Annotated in this window: 14 protein-coding genes; 6 read left to right on the top strand and 8 right to left on the bottom strand. The window is 65.6% G+C overall.

The window, feature by feature from the left end; translation table 11 throughout:
• Positions 1–49 precede the first annotated feature (49 nt).
• From AC1ZV1_RS23820 to leuA, 4 genes are all read right to left on the bottom strand, one after another.
• Positions 50–1,288, bottom strand: coding sequence for an OprD family porin (locus tag AC1ZV1_RS23820; RefSeq protein ID WP_484293905.1), 1,239 nt, complete (start codon positions 1,286–1,288; stop codon positions 50–52).
• Positions 1,289–1,369: 81 nt separating this feature from the next.
• Complete coding sequence (locus AC1ZV1_RS23815) at positions 1,370–2,752, bottom strand: spinster family MFS transporter (RefSeq protein ID WP_484293904.1); 1,383 nt, start codon at positions 2,750–2,752, stop codon at positions 1,370–1,372.
• Positions 2,753–3,012: 260 nt separating this feature from the next.
• On the bottom strand, positions 3,013–3,495 hold the full coding sequence (locus AC1ZV1_RS23810; protein WP_484293903.1) for a hypothetical protein: 483 nt from the start codon (positions 3,493–3,495) through the stop codon (positions 3,013–3,015).
• A 74-nt stretch (positions 3,496–3,569) separates the two neighbouring features.
• The gene (gene leuA, locus AC1ZV1_RS23805) at positions 3,570–5,240 is read right to left on the bottom strand and encodes a 2-isopropylmalate synthase (protein ID WP_484293902.1); all 1,671 of its coding nucleotides are present in this window, start codon (positions 5,238–5,240) and stop codon (positions 3,570–3,572) included.
• Between the two features lie 398 nt (positions 5,241–5,638).
• Here leuA and AC1ZV1_RS23800 point away from each other — a divergent pair, with 398 nt between their 5' ends.
• From AC1ZV1_RS23800 to AC1ZV1_RS23780, 5 genes are all read left to right on the top strand, one after another.
• Positions 5,639–6,109 carry a DUF2946 domain-containing protein gene (locus AC1ZV1_RS23800; protein ID WP_484293901.1) on the top strand — a complete coding sequence of 157 codons (471 nt, stop codon included), beginning with the start codon at positions 5,639–5,641 and terminating at the stop codon, positions 6,107–6,109.
• Positions 6,110–6,215: 106 nt separating this feature from the next.
• Complete coding sequence (locus tag AC1ZV1_RS23795) at positions 6,216–8,312, top strand: TonB-dependent copper receptor (protein ID WP_484293900.1); 2,097 nt, start codon at positions 6,216–6,218, stop codon at positions 8,310–8,312.
• 53 nt (positions 8,313–8,365) lie between these two features.
• Entirely contained in the window at positions 8,366–9,736 is a 1,371-nt protein-coding gene (locus AC1ZV1_RS23790) for a PepSY-associated TM helix domain-containing protein (RefSeq protein WP_484293899.1), read from the top strand.
• A 138-nt stretch (positions 9,737–9,874) separates the two neighbouring features.
• A complete protein-coding gene (locus AC1ZV1_RS23785) occupies positions 9,875–10,363 on the top strand; it encodes a copper chaperone PCu(A)C (RefSeq protein ID WP_484293898.1) in 489 nt (162 codons plus the stop codon).
• Positions 10,363–10,905: a GNAT family N-acetyltransferase gene (locus AC1ZV1_RS23780; RefSeq protein ID WP_484293897.1), complete on the top strand. Its 543-nt coding sequence runs from the start codon at positions 10,363–10,365 to the stop codon at positions 10,903–10,905. Before AC1ZV1_RS23785 ends, AC1ZV1_RS23780 begins: the two co-directional genes overlap by 1 nt.
• On the opposite strand, the gene AC1ZV1_RS23775 is transcribed toward AC1ZV1_RS23780, so the two are convergent.
• The 4 genes from AC1ZV1_RS23775 to xseA all read right to left on the bottom strand — a co-directional run bounded on the left by AC1ZV1_RS23775 (position 10,886) and on the right by xseA (position 14,429).
• Entirely contained in the window at positions 10,886–11,275 is a 390-nt protein-coding gene (locus AC1ZV1_RS23775) for a ribosomal maturation YjgA family protein (RefSeq protein ID WP_484293896.1), read from the bottom strand. The two genes, AC1ZV1_RS23780 and AC1ZV1_RS23775, sit on opposite strands and share 20 nt — an antisense overlap.
• Positions 11,275–12,111, bottom strand: a complete 837-nt coding sequence (locus AC1ZV1_RS23770; RefSeq protein ID WP_484293895.1) for a peptidoglycan DD-metalloendopeptidase family protein — start codon at positions 12,109–12,111, stop codon at positions 11,275–11,277. Before AC1ZV1_RS23770 ends, AC1ZV1_RS23775 begins: the two co-directional genes overlap by 1 nt.
• 176 nt (positions 12,112–12,287) lie before the next feature.
• Positions 12,288–13,043, bottom strand: coding sequence for a M15 family metallopeptidase (locus AC1ZV1_RS23765; RefSeq protein ID WP_484293894.1), 756 nt, complete (start codon positions 13,041–13,043; stop codon positions 12,288–12,290).
• Between the two features lie 6 nt (positions 13,044–13,049).
• Complete coding sequence (gene xseA / locus AC1ZV1_RS23760) at positions 13,050–14,429, bottom strand: exodeoxyribonuclease VII large subunit (protein WP_484293893.1); 1,380 nt, start codon at positions 14,427–14,429, stop codon at positions 13,050–13,052.
• A gap of 148 nt (positions 14,430–14,577) precedes the next feature.
• On the opposite strand from xseA, the gene guaB reads away from it, so the two are divergent.
• Positions 14,578–16,047: an IMP dehydrogenase gene (guaB, locus tag AC1ZV1_RS23755; RefSeq protein ID WP_081515933.1), complete on the top strand. Its 1,470-nt coding sequence runs from the start codon at positions 14,578–14,580 to the stop codon at positions 16,045–16,047.
• Positions 16,048–16,082: the final 35 nt, after the last annotated feature.

Below are 16,082 nucleotides of genomic sequence, written 5' to 3'. Positions count from 1 at the left end.
CCGGTAAACATGATGAAGGCCCCGTGAGGGGCCTTCTTCGTTCCAGGACTCAGAACGCCAGCGGGTAGCTGGTGATGAAGCGCACTTCGTCGTAGTCGCTGGCGTAGCGGCTGCGGACCGTGGAGGTGCGCATCAGGAAGGACAGGGTTCTCAGCGGCCCGCTCTGGATCGTGTAGCCAATGTCGGTGTCGCGCTCGTACTCATGACCATCGCTCTTGGCCGGGCGCACGATATCGGTGCCCTTGGTGTAGCGCGTCATCAGGGTCAGGCCGGGCAGGCCGAGGCTGGTGAAGTCATAGTCGTAGCGCAGTTGGTACGAACGCTCCTGTGCCCAGAAGAAGCCGCCGTTGGTGACCCAGTTGACCAGGTAGGGTTGCGGCGTGTTGCCCAGCAGCATGGGGAACATGTCCTCGCCCAGCATGCGCTGGTAGGTCGCCGACAGCGTGTGGCTGCCGTGCTTCACACCGAGCCGCGCACCGTAGGCGCGGTTGTCGATGCGCCCGGACAGCGCCTGCCCGGATTCCTCGTTGTGGAAGTAGCTCAGCGTGCCCAGCAGCGTGGTGTTTTCGCCGACCGGCTGCTTGAAGTTGGCGCCGACGTAGTGCTGGGCGTAGATGTCTTCCAGCAGGGCGAAGTAGTAGCTGGTGGACAGGCCGGGGGTCCATCGCGTGTCGACGCCGCCGAGGTTCAGCGTGTTGCTGTCCTGGCTGGCGGGGTGGGTGGCCAGGTAGAACGACTCGCGGTCGCTGGAGGCGCGGGTGCTGGTGTTCCAGAGCTGCGCGGCGGTGAACGTGAACCGATCCGACTCCTTCGACTCCAGCATCACGCCCTGGAAGGTCTGCGGCAGCACGCGCACATCGTCCTGGAAGATCACCGGCAGGCGTGGTTCCAGCAGGCCGACCTTCAGCGTGGTCTTCGAATAGCGCAGCTTGAGCGTCGCGCCGCCACGGCTGAAGTCATCCACCGGCTCGCCGGTGCTGCGGTTGTAAGGAAGGTTGCTGTCGTTGCTGGTGCCGGCGCCGCCGTCGAGCTTCAGGGCGTAGAAACCGGTGAAGTCCACGCCGACACCGATGCTGCCTTCGGTGAATCCTGAACTGAATCTCGCCAGTACGGCCTGGGACCAGCTGCCGGCCTGGGATTGCGGGGCGCTGTCCTGGCGGTAGTCGCGCAGCATGTAGACGTTGCGCAGGGTGGTGTCCAGGCGGCTGTCATCGATCAGCTCGGCCTGGGCGCAGAGGGGCATCAGCGCGCTGCACAGCAGCGCACCGGCAAAGTGATTACGGAACATCGTCATCTCCTGGGCGCCACTCGCCGGGGCGCAGGGCGCCACGCCGGCGAACGGGCGTACGTCGTGTCGAGGCGGGCGCGATCAGTTCGCGGCGGCGGTGTTGCTGTTCAGCGGCGCAACTGCATCGGTCTGGCCGGCGACGTGTTGCTCATCGCCCAGGCTGCGACGGAAGTGCTTGCGCCCGCTGCCCAGCAGCCACAGGCAAAGCAGCCCGGCCAGGGTGACGATGATGCCGAGGGACGAGCCGACGGCCTTCGGGTCCTTGAAGTACTGGTCGGTGAGTAACGCCACCAGGGTGGTGCCGATGCCCAGGCCGATCAGGTTGGAGACCAGCAGGAACAGCGCCGAGACCTGCGCGCGCAAGCGGTTGGGCGTGAGCACCTGCATGGCGGCCGCCGAGGTGGAGATGCAGAAGGCACAGAAGAACATCGCCGGGCCCATCAGCAGCACCGACAACTGCAGGCTCCCGGCCGTCACCGAGCCGATGACAAAGGGAATGGTGCAGGCCACGCCGAGCATGCCGCTGATCATCGCGGCGTCGCTGCGCCCGCGCTTCTGCAGCACGTCCACCAACCAGCCGGCGCAGAACACTCCGGCAGTGTTGAGCACCAGCAGGATGCCGCCGAGGATGTAGCCCACCTCCAGCGGCGTCAGGCCGTATTGGCGGATGTACAGGGCCGGCGCCCAGCCCATCAGCGCGTACTGGCACATGGCGAAGAAGGAGAAGCCGAGATAGTGGCAGGTGAAGGTTGCGCGATGGAGACGCAGGAAGCGCAGGCCATCGCCGAGGGTCGCCTTGTGCTCCGGGTTCGCCAGCTTGCGCGCCGGGTCACGGATGGTCAGTGCGATCAGCAGCGCCACCAGCACGCCGGGCAGGCCGACGATGAAGAATGCGATCTGCCAGGAACGCACCTGGCCCAGCCAGCCCAGGTCGATGGCCGGGACGTCGCGCAGCGCCTCGATCACGTAGCCGCCGACGAGGAAGGCCAGGCCGCCACCGAGGAAGGCGCCCATGGAGTACAGCCCCAGCGCGCGGCCGAGTTTCTCCTTGGGGAACAGGTCGGCGAGCATCGAGTAGGTCGCCGGTGTCAGCGCGGCTTCGCCGACGCCGACGCTCATGCGCGCCAGGAACATCTGCAGGAAGTTCTTCGACAGCCCGCACGCGGCGGTGGCGATGCTCCAGAAGGCCACGCCGATGGCGATGATCTTCACCCGCGAGGAGCGGTCGGCGAGATAGGCGATGGGCAGGCCCATGAAGGCATAGAACAGCGAGAAGGCCAGCCCGCTGAGCAGGCTGAACTGGGTATCGCTGATCTGCAGGTCGGCTTTGATCGGTTCGATCATCAGCGAGAGGATCTGCCAGTCAACGAAGGAGAAGATGTACGCCACCATGCACAGCACGACGACATACCAGGAATAGCGCGAAGCGCTGGCGGATTTCGGGTGTGGGGATTGCGGGTTCACGGTTACTGGCTCCTGAAGCGGGTGAAGGCAGATGGCCAAGCACGTCGAGCTCGTTGTTGTTGTAGGTAACCAGGCGCCTCTGTACGCAAGGCAGGGGCGGCCGAACGTGTCTGATTGCGTGACACGGTTTTTTGTTTGCCTGCCGCTTTGGCGGCAGTGCACGCAAGACTAGGGAAGGGGAGAGGCAGCGGTAATCGGGGCGAGTACCAGCATTGCGAAGACTTCCCCCTAGGGGACTAGGGGGAATCTTTAGGCGGGAATCAGAGCTCTACGCCGAAGATGTAGACCAGGAAGAACGAGACGACGAGGATCACCGCGATGACGGCGAGCAGGAACAGCAGGCTGATGCCGAAGGCGCGCCAGTTCGATCGCCACTGGCCGCCGCCGGCGAGGTGCTGCTCCAGCGCAGCGCCAAAGGACTGCTTGGCGAACTGGTACATCCCGACGACCGAGGCCACGGCGATGGGTGTTCCGGAGATGTTGTCCGGCAGGAAGTAACCAAGGATGAAGATGCCGAGGGTAAAGCCGAGCCCCATCAGCCAGGCGTTGCGGACATCGCTGTCGCGACCCAGTGCCTTGAGGTTCTGTACGACGACCCAGGCCCCTGCGATGGGCGTGCCGAAGAAGGTGGCGATGCCGACGGCGGCGAGGCGATAGAGCGGTTCGCCGGTGGCGGTGGTCGCTGCGTCCTGGAGAACGGCGGTCGGCGTCTGGAAGGGATTGTCCTGAGGGGTATCCGTCATGTTTTCGCTCCTTCGAAAACAGCCCCGGACGCACGCGGCGTCCGGGGCAAAGGGACTTTCAGGTTAGCAGAGGCTTACGCGGCTTTCGCGTGGCCCAGCGTCACGGCGCGGTTCAGGGCGCTGAACAGCGCACGGAAGCTCGCGGTGGTGATGTTTTCATCGATGCCGATGCCGTGCAGCGAGCGACCACCCTCGACGCGCAGCTCGATGTAGGCGGCCGCGCGGGCGTTGGTGCCGGCGCCGATGGCGTGCTCGTTGTAGTCCATGATCTCGACGTCCACCGGCAGCGAGGCGACCAGGGCTTCCAAGGTGCCCTTGCCCTTGCCGTGCCAGCGGTGCTGCTCGCCCTTGTGGGTCACGTCGATGTCGATGGCACAGATACCGTTCTCTTCCTGCAGGCGGTAGTTCTTCAGGCCGAACGGGGAAACAGCCTGAAGGTACTCGGTCTGCAGCAGGGTGTAGATCTGCTCGGCAGTCATCTCCAGGCCCAGGCGATCGGTCTCGTTCTGCACGACCTGGCTGAACTCGATCTGCATGCGGCGCGGCAGGCTGATGCCATATTCCTGTTCGAGCAGGAAGGTGATGCCGCCCTTGCCGGACTGGCTGTTCACGCGGATCACTGCCTCGTAACTGCGGCCGATGTCCGCCGGGTCGATCGGCAGGTACGGCACTTCCCACACGGCATCCGGCTGTTGCTGGGCGAAGCCCTTGCGGATGGCGTCCTGGTGGGAGCCGGAGAAGGCGGTGTGGACCAGGTCGCCGACGTACGGGTGACGCGGGTGCACTGGGATCTGGTTGCACTCTTCCACCACTTTGCGCACAGCGTCGATGTCGGAGAAGTCCAGTTCGGGGTCGATGCCCTGGGTGTACATGTTCAGCGCCATGGTCACCAGGCAGAGGTTGCCGGTGCGCTCGCCGTTGCCGAACAGGCAGCCTTCGACGCGGTCGGCGCCGGCCATCAGGGCCAGTTCCGACGCGGCAACGCCAGTGCCACGGTCGTTGTGGGTGTGCAGGCTGATCAGCACGCTGTCGCGCTTGTTGATCTGGCGGCCGAACCACTCGATCTGGTCGGCGTAGTTGTTCGGGGTGGCGCACTCGACGGTGGCGGGCAGGTTGAGGATCAGGCGGTTCGCCGGGGTCGGCTGGAACACCTCGATCACCGCGTTGCACACCTCGACGGCGAAGTCGGTCTCGGTGGAGCTGAACACCTCCGGCGAGTACTCGAAGCCCCACTGGGTTTCCGGCGCGGCTTCGGCCAGGCGCTTGATGGTCTGACCGGCGGCCACGGCGATGGCTTTCACCCCCGCCTTGTCCTGGTTGAAGACGATCTTCCGGAAGCTCGGTGCGCAGGCGTTGTAGTAGTGGACGATGGCTTTCTTCGCGCCCTTGAGGGACTCGAAGGTGCGCTCGATGAGGTCGTCGCGGGCCTGGGTCAGCACCTGGATGGTGACGTCATCGGGAATGTGGTCATTCTCGATCAGCTCGCGCACGAAGTCGAAGTCGGTCTGCGAGGCGGACGGGAAGCCCACTTCGATTTCCTTGAGGCCCACCTGAACCAGGCACTTGAAGAAGCGCATCTTCTTCTCGGCGTCCATCGGCTCGATCAGGGACTGGTTACCATCGCGCAGGTCGGTCGACAGCCAGATCGGCGCCTTGTCGATGATCTTGTCCGGCCAGGTACGGTCGGGCAGGGTGATCTGGGTGAAGGCGCGGTACTTCTTCGATGGGTCTTTCAACATGCTCATGAGCGGAATCCTTGTTCTCTGCGGCCTGCGGGCCTGCGCATAAAAATCTGAATGAGGCGAAACCGGGGGAGGGGGCTCAGCCACGCAGTCGCGGACTGACCAGGCGCAGGCAGGCGTGTTGGCGAAGCAGGATGAGGGTGTGTGCGGTTTTCATGACTGCCAAGCTAAAGGCCCGGGAGACCAATGGCAAGCATTTGGGAAAATTTGGTAGGAAAAGTCTTTAGGATCTATTGAGCGATAAATAATTGTCGAAAAAACGGTTTTTAAGCAATTTATTCTGAGTCTTATCGCTGTGCTTAACTGAATCTGCGTCCACGTGCCGCAGCGGAGCTTTGTAACTCCGTGCGATCATTGCGCACCCGCCTCAGGCGGGGGCCTTCCATCCGCAAGGACATTTCGTGATCCGTCGCACCCGACAAGGCGTAGGCACCTGGCTGGCGTTGTTCGCCATGCTGATGATCTATGTCGGCCCGCTGGTCTCCCAGTCGATGCCGATGGATCACGCCATGCCCATGGATCACGTCATGCCGATGGAGCATGGCGCTGCCATGGACCACGGCAAGGCCATGTCCCATGACATGGCCGGGCTGGACGAATTGGCCTGCTCGGACAGCCAGCGCTCCGAGGCCCATCACGCCGCGCCGGTATCCCACGGCGAGCAGCCGCTCACCGCCGATGCGTTCATGGAGAAGTGCGGCTACTGCAGCCTGCTGATCCACAGCCCGCCGCTGACGCCGCCACCGGTCGTGCTCGACCACGGCCTTCCCGCTGTCGGCGCACCTGTCGCCCTGTTCGTTTCCTCCCGCATTCCCGCCTCGCCGGTCTTCCCCGGCGCCCGCTCCCGCGCACCCCCGTTCCTGATCGGCTGACCCGCCATCCCGACTCCCCCGACCCCGGCGCGCCTGCCTGCATTGGCCTGCGTGCCGTGCGAGTACGCGTGGAGCCGGCGTCATTACCGATCATGGAATTCATGGAATGTCCCGCATCCCTATGCGCCGTCGGCAGAGTGCCGTCGGCCTGCGCGCCCTGTGCGCGCTGACCGCCCTTGGCGGTTTCACTGCCGTCCCTGTGCTGGCCGAGGAAGACGATCACTCGGCCCACGTCACCGAGCTGGCTCCCAGCGTTATCACCGCCGTGGCGCAGAGTTCGCCACTGACGGTGGTCACCGATCCCAAGCAGCCGCGCCAGCCGATCCCCGCCAGCGACGGTGCCGATTACCTCAAGACCATCCCCGGCTTCTCCGCCATCCGCAACGGCGGCACCAATGGTGATCCGGTGCTGCGCGGCATGTTCGGTTCGCGCCTGAACATCCTCACCAACGGCAGCACCATGCTCGGCGCCTGCCCGGCGCGGATGGACGCTCCCACCTCCTATATCTCGCCGGAAACCTACGACAAGCTGACCGTGGTGAAAGGCCCGGAGACCGTGATCTGGGGCCCTGGCGCGTCGGCCGGGACGATCCGTTTCGACCGTGAGCCGGAGCGCTTCGGCGCGCTGGGCATGCGCGTCAACGGCAGCCTCACCGCCGGCTCCAATGGCCGCTTCGACCGCGTGCTGGACGCTGCCGCCGGTGGCCCCGAAGGCTACCTGCGCTTCACCGGCAACAAATCGCAGTCCGACGACTACGAAGACGGCGGCGGCAACACCGTGCCCTCGCGCTGGAACAAGTGGAACGGTGACGTGGCGGTGGGCTGGACACCGGACGCCGATACCCTGGTCGAACTCACCGCCGGTAAGGGCGATGGCGAGGCCCGCTACGCCGGACGCAGCATGGACGGCTCGCAGTTCAAGCGCGAAAGCCTTGGCCTGCGCTTCGTGAAGTCCAACATCGGCGAGGTCCTCGACACGCTGGAGGCGCAGGTCTACTACAACTACGCCGACCACGTGATGGACAACTACAGCCTGCGCACGCCCTCGGGCACCGGCATGATGGCCGGCCCCATGGCCGCCAACGTCGATCGTCGCACCCTCGGCGGGCGCCTGGCCGCCACCTGGCGCTGGGATGACTTCAAGCTGATCACCGGGGTCGACGCGCAGACCAACGAACACCGCCAACGCAGCGGCATGGGCATCAACACCTATGACGAACAACCGTGGGACAAGGACGCCGTGTTCCACAATTACGGCGCTTTTGGCGAGCTGACCTGGTACGCCGCTGAGCGCGACCGCGTGATCACTGGCGCCCGCCTGGATCGCGCCTCGGTCAAGGATTACCGGCAGAGCAGCGGCTCGGGGATGATGGCAATGCCCAATCCCACCGCCGACGACACCCGCGCCGACACCCTGCCCAGCGGCTTCGCGCGCTACGAGCATGACCTGGCAGATACACCGACAACTCTCTATGTCGGTCTCGGCCACGTGCAGCGCTTTCCCGACTACTGGGAATTGTTCTCCCCGGACAAGGGACCGAGCGGTTCGGTCAACGCCTTCGACAGTATCAAGCCGGAGAAGACCACCCAGCTGGACTTCGGCGCGCAGTATGAGGACGAGAAACTCAAGGCCTGGGCGTCGGGCTATGTCGGGGTGATCCGCGACTACATCCTGTTCGATTACCAGACCGGCGGCATGATGGGGCGCACCTCCCAGGCGCGGAATGTCGATGCGCGCATCATGGGGGGCGAACTGGGTGCGGCCTACGCGCTGACCCGCCACTGGACCGCCGACGGTACCCTGGCCTACGCCTGGGGCAAGAACACCACCGACGGCAATGCACTGCCGCAGATGCCGCCGCTGGAGGCGCGTTTCGGCCTGACCTACGAGGAAGGCGACTGGAGCGCCGGCGGACTCTGGCGCGTCGTTGCGCACCAGGGCCGGATCGCCCAGGACCAGGGCAACGTGGTCGGCTACGACTTCGACGAAAGCCCCGGCTTCGCCGTGTTCTCGCTCAATGGCGCGTACAAGCTGAGCAAGAACCTCAAGGTCAGTACCGGCGTCGACAACCTGTTCGACAAGGACTACGCCGAGCACCTGAACCTGGCGGGCAACGCCGGCTTCGGCTACCCGGCCAACGACCCCGAATCGATCCACGAGCCGGGACGCACGTTCTGGACCAAAGTGGACTTCTCGTTCTGAAGCCCGACCGGCCCCCGCTGGTCGGGGGCCTCCTTGCGTGAGGAGATCAACGAATGCAGAAGAAGACATTCGACTTCTACAACCTGGCCTGGCGCTGGCACTTCTATGCCGGGCTGTTCGTCGCACCCTTCATGATCCTGCTGTCGATCACCGGGATCATCTACCTGTTCAAGCCGCAGCTCGACCCGCTGATGTACAGCGATCTGCTGCAGGTGAAGCCGGGCGAGGTGCGGTTGTCCGCCGACGAGCAACTGATGCACCTGCATCACCAGAACCCGCAGCTGCAGGTCAGCCAGTACCTGCCGGCGCCGGCCGCCGACCGCAGCGCGCAGTTCGTCGCCCAACTGGATGGGCGCGAGGTGAACGCCTTCGTCGACCCCTACAGTGGCAAACTGCTGGGCCTGCAGGACGGCAAGTCCAACCTGCAGGCGATGGCCCGTGCGCTGCACGGCGAGCTGATGATCGGCATTGTCGGAGACCGACTGATCGAACTGGCTGCCGGCTGGGGCATCGTGCTGGTGGTATCCGGCCTCTACCTGTGGTGGCCGCGCAAGCGTTCGCTGCGGGTGTTGCTGTGGCCAGACCTGTCGCGTCGTGGCCGTGCGCTCTGGCGTGATGTGCACATGGTGGTCGGTTTCTGGGGCTCGCTGCTGATGCTGTTCATGCTGCTCACCGGGATGACCTGGACCGGCTTCTGGGGCAAGACCTTCGCCGACGTGTGGAACCGCTTCCCGGCGCCCATGTGGAACGAGGTGCCCACGTCGGACCTGGAGGCGCGCACGCTCAATGACGCGCACCGCCAGACCATCCCCTGGGCGATGGAAAACACGCCGATGCCGATGTCCGGCGGTGCCCACGCCGAGCACATGGCCCACGGGTCCGGTGGCATGGCGATGCCGCAGATCAGCCTGCAGCAGGTGGTCGATACCGCCGACCAGGCCGGCGTTACGCCGGGCTACGCCATCGCCCTGCCCAAGGGCGAGCAGGGCGTGTTCACCGTCTCGGTGTTCGCCGATGACTCGCGCAACGACGCCACCCTGCACATCGATCAGTACACCGGCAAGGTGCTCGCCGACGTGCGCTGGAAGGACTATGGGCTGGTCGCGAAAGGCGTCGAGTCCGGCGTGATGCTGCACGAAGGCAAGATGTTCGGCCTGTTCAACCAACTGCTCATGTTCGCCGTCTGCCTGATGATCCTGCTCAGCGCGGTCAGCGGTCTGTGGATCTGGTGGAAGCGCCGCCCGCAGGGCCGCCTCGGTGTGCCGCCGATGCCCCATGCGCTGCCGGTGTGGAAGGGCGGCGTGGCGATCATGATCATCCTCGGCGTTGCCTTCCCGCTGGTGGGGGCGTCGCTGCTGCTGGTGTGGGTGCTGGACTGGGCCGTGCTGTCGCGGATCAAGCCGCGCAACCCGGCCTTGAGTTGAGGGTTGCGGGTGGAACCTGCTTCCACCCTGACGCCTGCCACAAGGCAGGCTATGCTGCGGCGCGATCGTTGCGCCCGCGGCCCGATGAATTCCCGCCGCTGTGGCGGACCTGATCACAAGCCAACTGGAGTCTCGAACATGCGTAAAACCCTGCTCGCTTTCGCTGTCCTGCTGGGCTTCTCCGGCGCCGCCATGGCCCACGAATACGAGGCCGGCAACCTGCATATCGACCACCCGTGGTCGCTGCTGCTGCCGGCCAACTCGGTGAACGGTGCCGCCTACTTCATCGTGCAGAACCACGGCAAGGAAGCGGACCGCCTGCTCGGCGCCGACACCGACCGCGCGGCCAGCGCCGAGGTCCACCAGCACGTGGAGAAGGACGGCATGATGAAGATGCAGAAGGTCGAGGGCGTGGACGTCCCCGCCGGCGGCAAGGTCGTCTTCGCCCCCGGCCAGTACCACCTGATGCTGTTTGGCCTGAAGAAGCCGCTCACCGACGGCGAGCGCTTCCCGCTGACCCTGCACTTCCAGAAAGCCGGCGATGTGAAGGTCGAGGTTGCAGTGCAGAAAGATGCACCGAAAGGCACCGACATGGGCCACGACATGCACGGCATGAAGATGGACTGATGAGCGACCGGCTCCTGCGCCCACTGGTCTGGGCGCAAGACGGCGAGTGGCTGCTGGGTTTCGACGGCAGCTACTCGAGCGACTCGATCCTGCGCATCGAGAGCGCTGCCGATGGCTTCATCCTGCGCGAGGAGCGTCTGGCCGAGACGCAGACCAAGCGCTATCCCTTTGCCGACCTGAAGGATGACGTCACGGCGGCCGATTGGACCGCCGTGGTCGTCGACGAGGAAGGCAACCGCCTGGGCTTCGCGATCGCTCGGTACGAAATCTGGAATCGCCGCGCGGTGCTGGACGACCTGTTCGTCCTCGCCGATGTGCGCGGCCAGGGCGTCGGCCGGCAACTGCTGGACGGCTGCCTGGACTGGGCGCGCGGCACCGAGGCGCGCCATCTGTGGCTGGAAACTCAGAACCTCAACCTGCCGGCAGTGGGCTTCTACCGCGCCCGTGGCTTCACTCTCAGCGGGCTGTCCACCGATCTCTACGACCCGGCGCAGGTGTTGCCCGGGGAGATGGCGCTGTTCTTCAGCTACCCGCTGGCCTGAGGGCCAGGCGCGTCTGCCGCGCCGCGAGGATCAGCACGAAGCCGATGCAGTAGGCCAGCACGTCCAGCCAGTCCGGCGTGGCGCCCAGCACGATGCGCAGCGCGCGGTTGCCGATCTGCCAGTGAAAGGACGCGGCGAGGTACTGGCCGAATTCGATGATCAGCCCGCACGCCAAGGCCGCGCCAGCCAGCCAGTGCGCGGGTGCGTCGAGTGCAGCGCGCAGCAGGCAGTACAGCCAGATGACCGCCAGCACATCGCCACCGAAACCGCGTAGCCAGCCAAGGTGTGCTCCGGCCGTGGCCAGCCAGACGAGCACGGTGAACCAGAGCAGCGCGAAGATCGCACTGTGTCCATCGAAACGAATGCGCATCAGGGCTTGAACGCGCCGATGAAGATCGCCGGATCGACGCGGGCATCGTTCAGGCTGACGTTCCAGTGCATGTGCGGCCCGGTGGCGCGGCCGGTGGCGCCGACACGGCCGACCACGCCGCCGCGCGGGACCTGATCGCCCAGCTTCACGTCGATCTTCGACATGTGGCAGAACATGCTGATGAAGCCCTGGCCGTGGTCGACGAATACGGTGTTGCCGTTGAAGAAGTAGTTGCCGATCAGGATCACCTTGCCGGCGGCTGGCGACTTGATCGGGGTGCCGGCAGGGACGGCGAAGTCCAGCCCGGAGTGCGGATTGCGCTCCTCGCCGTTGAAGAAGCGGCGCAGGCCGAAGGGGCTGGAGAGCGGGCCGTTGACCGGCTTGTCCAGTACCAGGTTGCTCGGCGTGCCGGGGCTGAAGCTGCGGTAGGCGGCAGTCTGCTCGGCCAACTCGCGGTTGATGCGCTTGAGGTCTTCCGGCAGCGGATTCACCTGGCGGGTGTTCTTCAGGGTGATGTGCTGCTCTTTATAGTGCTTGCTGCCCACGCTGAAGCCGAGGTGGCGGCTGGCGCCAGCCTGCTTCACGACGATCTGCTGGTTGCCGGCCCTGGTGGTCAGCGGGATGCCGACGATGGCGATCCAGTCGCGGCCTTCCTCGCGTACCACCAGTACCGGTTTGCCCTGGTAGCTGGCGCTGGGCACGGCGGCATCCTGGCCCAGTTGCACCACGGCAACACCGCCGGGAACCGGCTTGTTCAGCGTGCGGCTGATGAAGCCTTCGGCCTGGGCGGTCAGGGTGAGAAGAGTGGCGATGAGCAGGCAGGAGAGTCGGAGCATTTCGCTATCCGTGGACGTGTCGGCGGATGAAGCGGGCAGTCTACACGGGCGGCTCCGGCGGGCGGGGCGATTTAGTCGAAAGCGGAATGTCTGGGCGGGTTTCTCTTCGCAGGAGCGAGCTTGCTCGCGAATCAGTCTCTGCAGTGGGGCCTGCTTTTGCAGGAGCGGCGCGGCCCCTAGTGACGCAGTCCTTCGAGCTGCTGGCGCCACAATTGCTCCAGCGACAGTACCTGCGCCGGACCATAGATGGCGTGGGGCTTGCCCAGGTGCGCGGCCCACAGCTGATCACCATAGTCGTAGTGCCACCACTCGCTGGAGAGGTTGCTGAAGCCAGACGCACGCATGGCGTTGAACAGCATCCTGCGGTTGTCGCGCACGCGGCGCTGGGCTTCGTCGGGCTGGGCGATCGCTTCGTAGTGACGGGTATAGGAGCGTGGCGTCGCTTCGTCGAACAGGCTGCCCATGTCCAGCCAGCGGCCTTCGCTGTCGCACAGGGTCAGGTCGATGGCGCCGCCGGTGAGGTGCGGGCTCGGCGCTTCGGCGCGGGTGCTGGGTGGCGCGACGAATTCGCGGGTGCGCCGGGTCAGCTCGGTCGGGGCTGCGTCCGGCTCGTGTTGGCGGAGGATGTCGTACAGCGTGTCGTACAGGTGCTGCTGCACCGCGAACGGCCGCCAGGCATCGAGGATCACCAGGCGAATGCCGTCGGGCAGCAGGCTCGCGGCGCGCAGCAGGCGCTCGAAGACTTCTGTGCGTGCATAGCACTCCGGCTGCGCGTTGGGCACGCCCAGGCGATGATACGCCGGCCACACCGTGAAGCCGGTGGCGATGCCCAGCGCCTGCAGCGGCTGGTCGCATTCGACGATGGGCATGCGGAAGGCTTCGGCCCAGTCCGGATCGGGTTGCGGCAGGATCGGTGCGAGCAGGTCGGTCATCGTCCGTCAGTCCAGGAGGGAAAGAGTGACGGGCGCCTGGTGGTTGTCCTCCACCCGCACTTCCAGTTCGCCGTCGCCTAGTCTGGCCTTGAGGCGCTGGCCGTTGTTTGTCTGCGCGGCGCTGCGGATGGCCTGGCCCTTGTCGTCCAGCAGGATGCTGTAGCCACGGCCGAGGGTCGCCAGCGGGCTGACGATGTGCAGCGTCTGCATCAGGCTGTCGAGGCGCTGGCGCTGCTCGCGCAGGATCGCGTGGGTGGCGCGTGGCAGGCGGGCGCTGAGGTTCTCCAGGCGCTGGCGCAACAGAGCCAGGTTGCGGCCGGGGTGCTGTGCGGCGAGGCGGGTGTCCAGCCGTGCGATGCGTTCGTGGCGGATCTGCAACTGGCGCTCGAAGGCGCGGCGCAGGCGCATGTCCAGGTCGTCCAGGCGCTGGGACTGCTGGCGCAGGCGCTCACCGGGATGGCGCAGGCGCCGGGCGGTGCCTTCCAGGCGCAGGCGTTCACGGGTCAGGCGGTCCTGGATGCGCAGGATCAACCGGCGGCGCAGGCTGTCCAGGCGCTGCTGAAGGTCGCCGCTGTGGGGCGCCAGCAGCTCGGCGGCGGCCGAGGGCGTGGGGGCGCGCACGTCGGCGACGAAGTCGCTGATGGACACGTCGGTCTCGTGGCCAACGGCACTGACGATGGGCGTCACGCAGGCGGCGATGGCGCGGGCCACCGGTTCTTCGTTGAAGCACCAGAGGTCTTCCAGCGAGCCGCCGCCACGGGCCAGGATCAGCGCGTCGAAGCCTTGCGCGTCGGCCAGCTTCAGCGCGCGGACGATCTGCCCGATGGCTTCGCGGCCCTGCACGGCGGTGGGAATCAGGGTCAGCTCGACTTGCGGCGCGCGGCGGCGGAACACGCTGATAATGTCGCGGATCACTGCACCGGTGGGCGAGCTGACGATGCCGATGCGCCGTGGGTGCGCGGGAAGTTCCTGCTTGCGTTCGGCGGCGAACAGGCCCTCGGCGGCGAGCTTTTCCTTCAATGCCTCGAAGGCCAGGCGCAGTGCGCCGTCACCGGCCGGTTCGACGGTGTCGGCGATCAGCTGGTAGTCGCCACGCCCCTCGAACAGCGAAACCTTGCCACGCACCCGCACGGCGAGGCCGTCGCGCAGGGCCTGGCGCACGCGCAGGGCGTTCTGCCGGAACAGCGCGCAGCGCACCTGGGCGTTGCTGTCCTTGAGGGTGAAGTACATATGCCCGGACGCGGGCCGCGCGAGGTTGGAAATCTCGCCCTCGACCCAGACCTGCGGGAACACGTCCTCGAGCAGGTGGCGGGCGCGCTGGTTGAGCTGGCTGACGGTCAGAACCTCGCGGTCGAGGCCCAGCCGTTGGAAGGGATCTTTCTGCATGGCGAAGGATGATAAGCGGGCCTGCGGACAGGAGCCAGCGCGCAAGGCCTGCAAAGGCTTCATTCAGATCGTCCGGTTGCGTTGAGCCGGACGCCCTGACTGAGATATAATGCCGCGCTTCCATTTTTCCCGATCGGGAGCCCCCGCCATGCTGCGCATCAGCCAAGAAGCCCTCACTTTCGACGACGTCCTCCTGATTCCAGGTTATTCGGAAGTCCTGCCCAAGGACGTAAGTCTCAAGACTCGCCTGACCCGTGGCATCGAACTGAACATCCCGCTGGTGTCCGCCGCGATGGATACCGTGACCGAAGCCCGCCTGGCCATTGCCATGGCGCAGGAAGGCGGCATCGGCATCATCCACAAGAACATGAGCATCGAGCAGCAGGCTGCCGAGGTTCGCAAGGTCAAGAAGCACGAGACCGCCATCGTTCGCGATCCGGTCACCGTCACACCGTCTACCAAAATCATCGAGCTGCTGCAGATCGCCCGCGAATACGGCTTCTCCGGCTTCCCGGTCGTGGAAGAAGGTGAGTTGGTCGGTATCGTCACCGGTCGCGACTTGCGCGTGAAGCCGAACGTCGGCGACAGCGTCTCGGCGATCATGACCCCGAAAGAAAAGCTGGTCACTGCCCGCGAAGGCACCGCGCTGGAAGAGATCAAGGCTGCTCTCTACGAGAACCGCATCGAGAAGATGCTGGTGGTCGACGAGAAGTTCCGCCTGACCGGTCTGGTGACCTTCCGTGACATCGAGAAGGCCAAGACCTACCCGCTGGCGTCCAAGGACGATGAAGGCCGCCTGCGCGTCGGCGCGGCCGTCGGCACTGGCGCCGATACCGGCGAGCGTGTCTCCGCTCTGGTTGCCGCCGGCGTTGACGTCGTCGTCGTCGACACCGCCCACGGCCACTCCAAAGGTGTGATCGACCGCGTGCGCTGGGTGAAGGAAACCTTCCCGCAGGTACAGGTCATCGGCGGCAACATCGCCACCGGCGAAGCCGCCAAGGCACTGGCTGACGCCGGCGCTGACGCCGTCAAGGTCGGCATTGGCCCGGGCTCCATCTGCACCACCCGTATCGTCGCTGGCGTCGGCGTACCGCAGATTTCCGCCATCGCCAACGTCGCCGCAGCCCTCGAAGGCACCGGCGTTCCGCTGATCGCCGACGGTGGCATCCGCTTCTCCGGCGACCTGGCCAAGGCCATGGTGGCTGGCGCCTACTGCGTGATGATGGGTTCGATGTTCGCTGGTACCGAAGAGGCTCCGGGCGAGATCGAGCTGTTCCAGGGCCGTTCCTACAAGTCCTACCGTGGCATGGGTTCCCTGGGCGCCATGGCCGGTTCCACCGGTTCCTCCGACCGCTACTTCCAGGACGCCTCCGCTGGCGCCGAGAAGCTGGTACCCGAAGGCATCGAAGGTCGCGTGCCCTATAAAGGCCAGCTGACCGCTATCGTCCACCAGCTGATGGGTGGCCTGCGCGCGGCCATGGGCTACACCGGCAGCGCCGATATCCAGGACATGCGCACCAAGCCGCAGTTCGTACGCATCACCGGCGCCGGCATGGCCGAGTCCCATGTGCATGATGTGCAGATCACCAAGGAAGCGCCGAATTACCGCGTAGGTTAAAAAATGGCTTTGACGCTGCTGCGCTTGGACATGCT

The organism is Pseudomonas sp. BB438, assembly GCF_057180225.1.
This window is presented reverse-complemented; position numbering and strand designations above follow the sequence as displayed.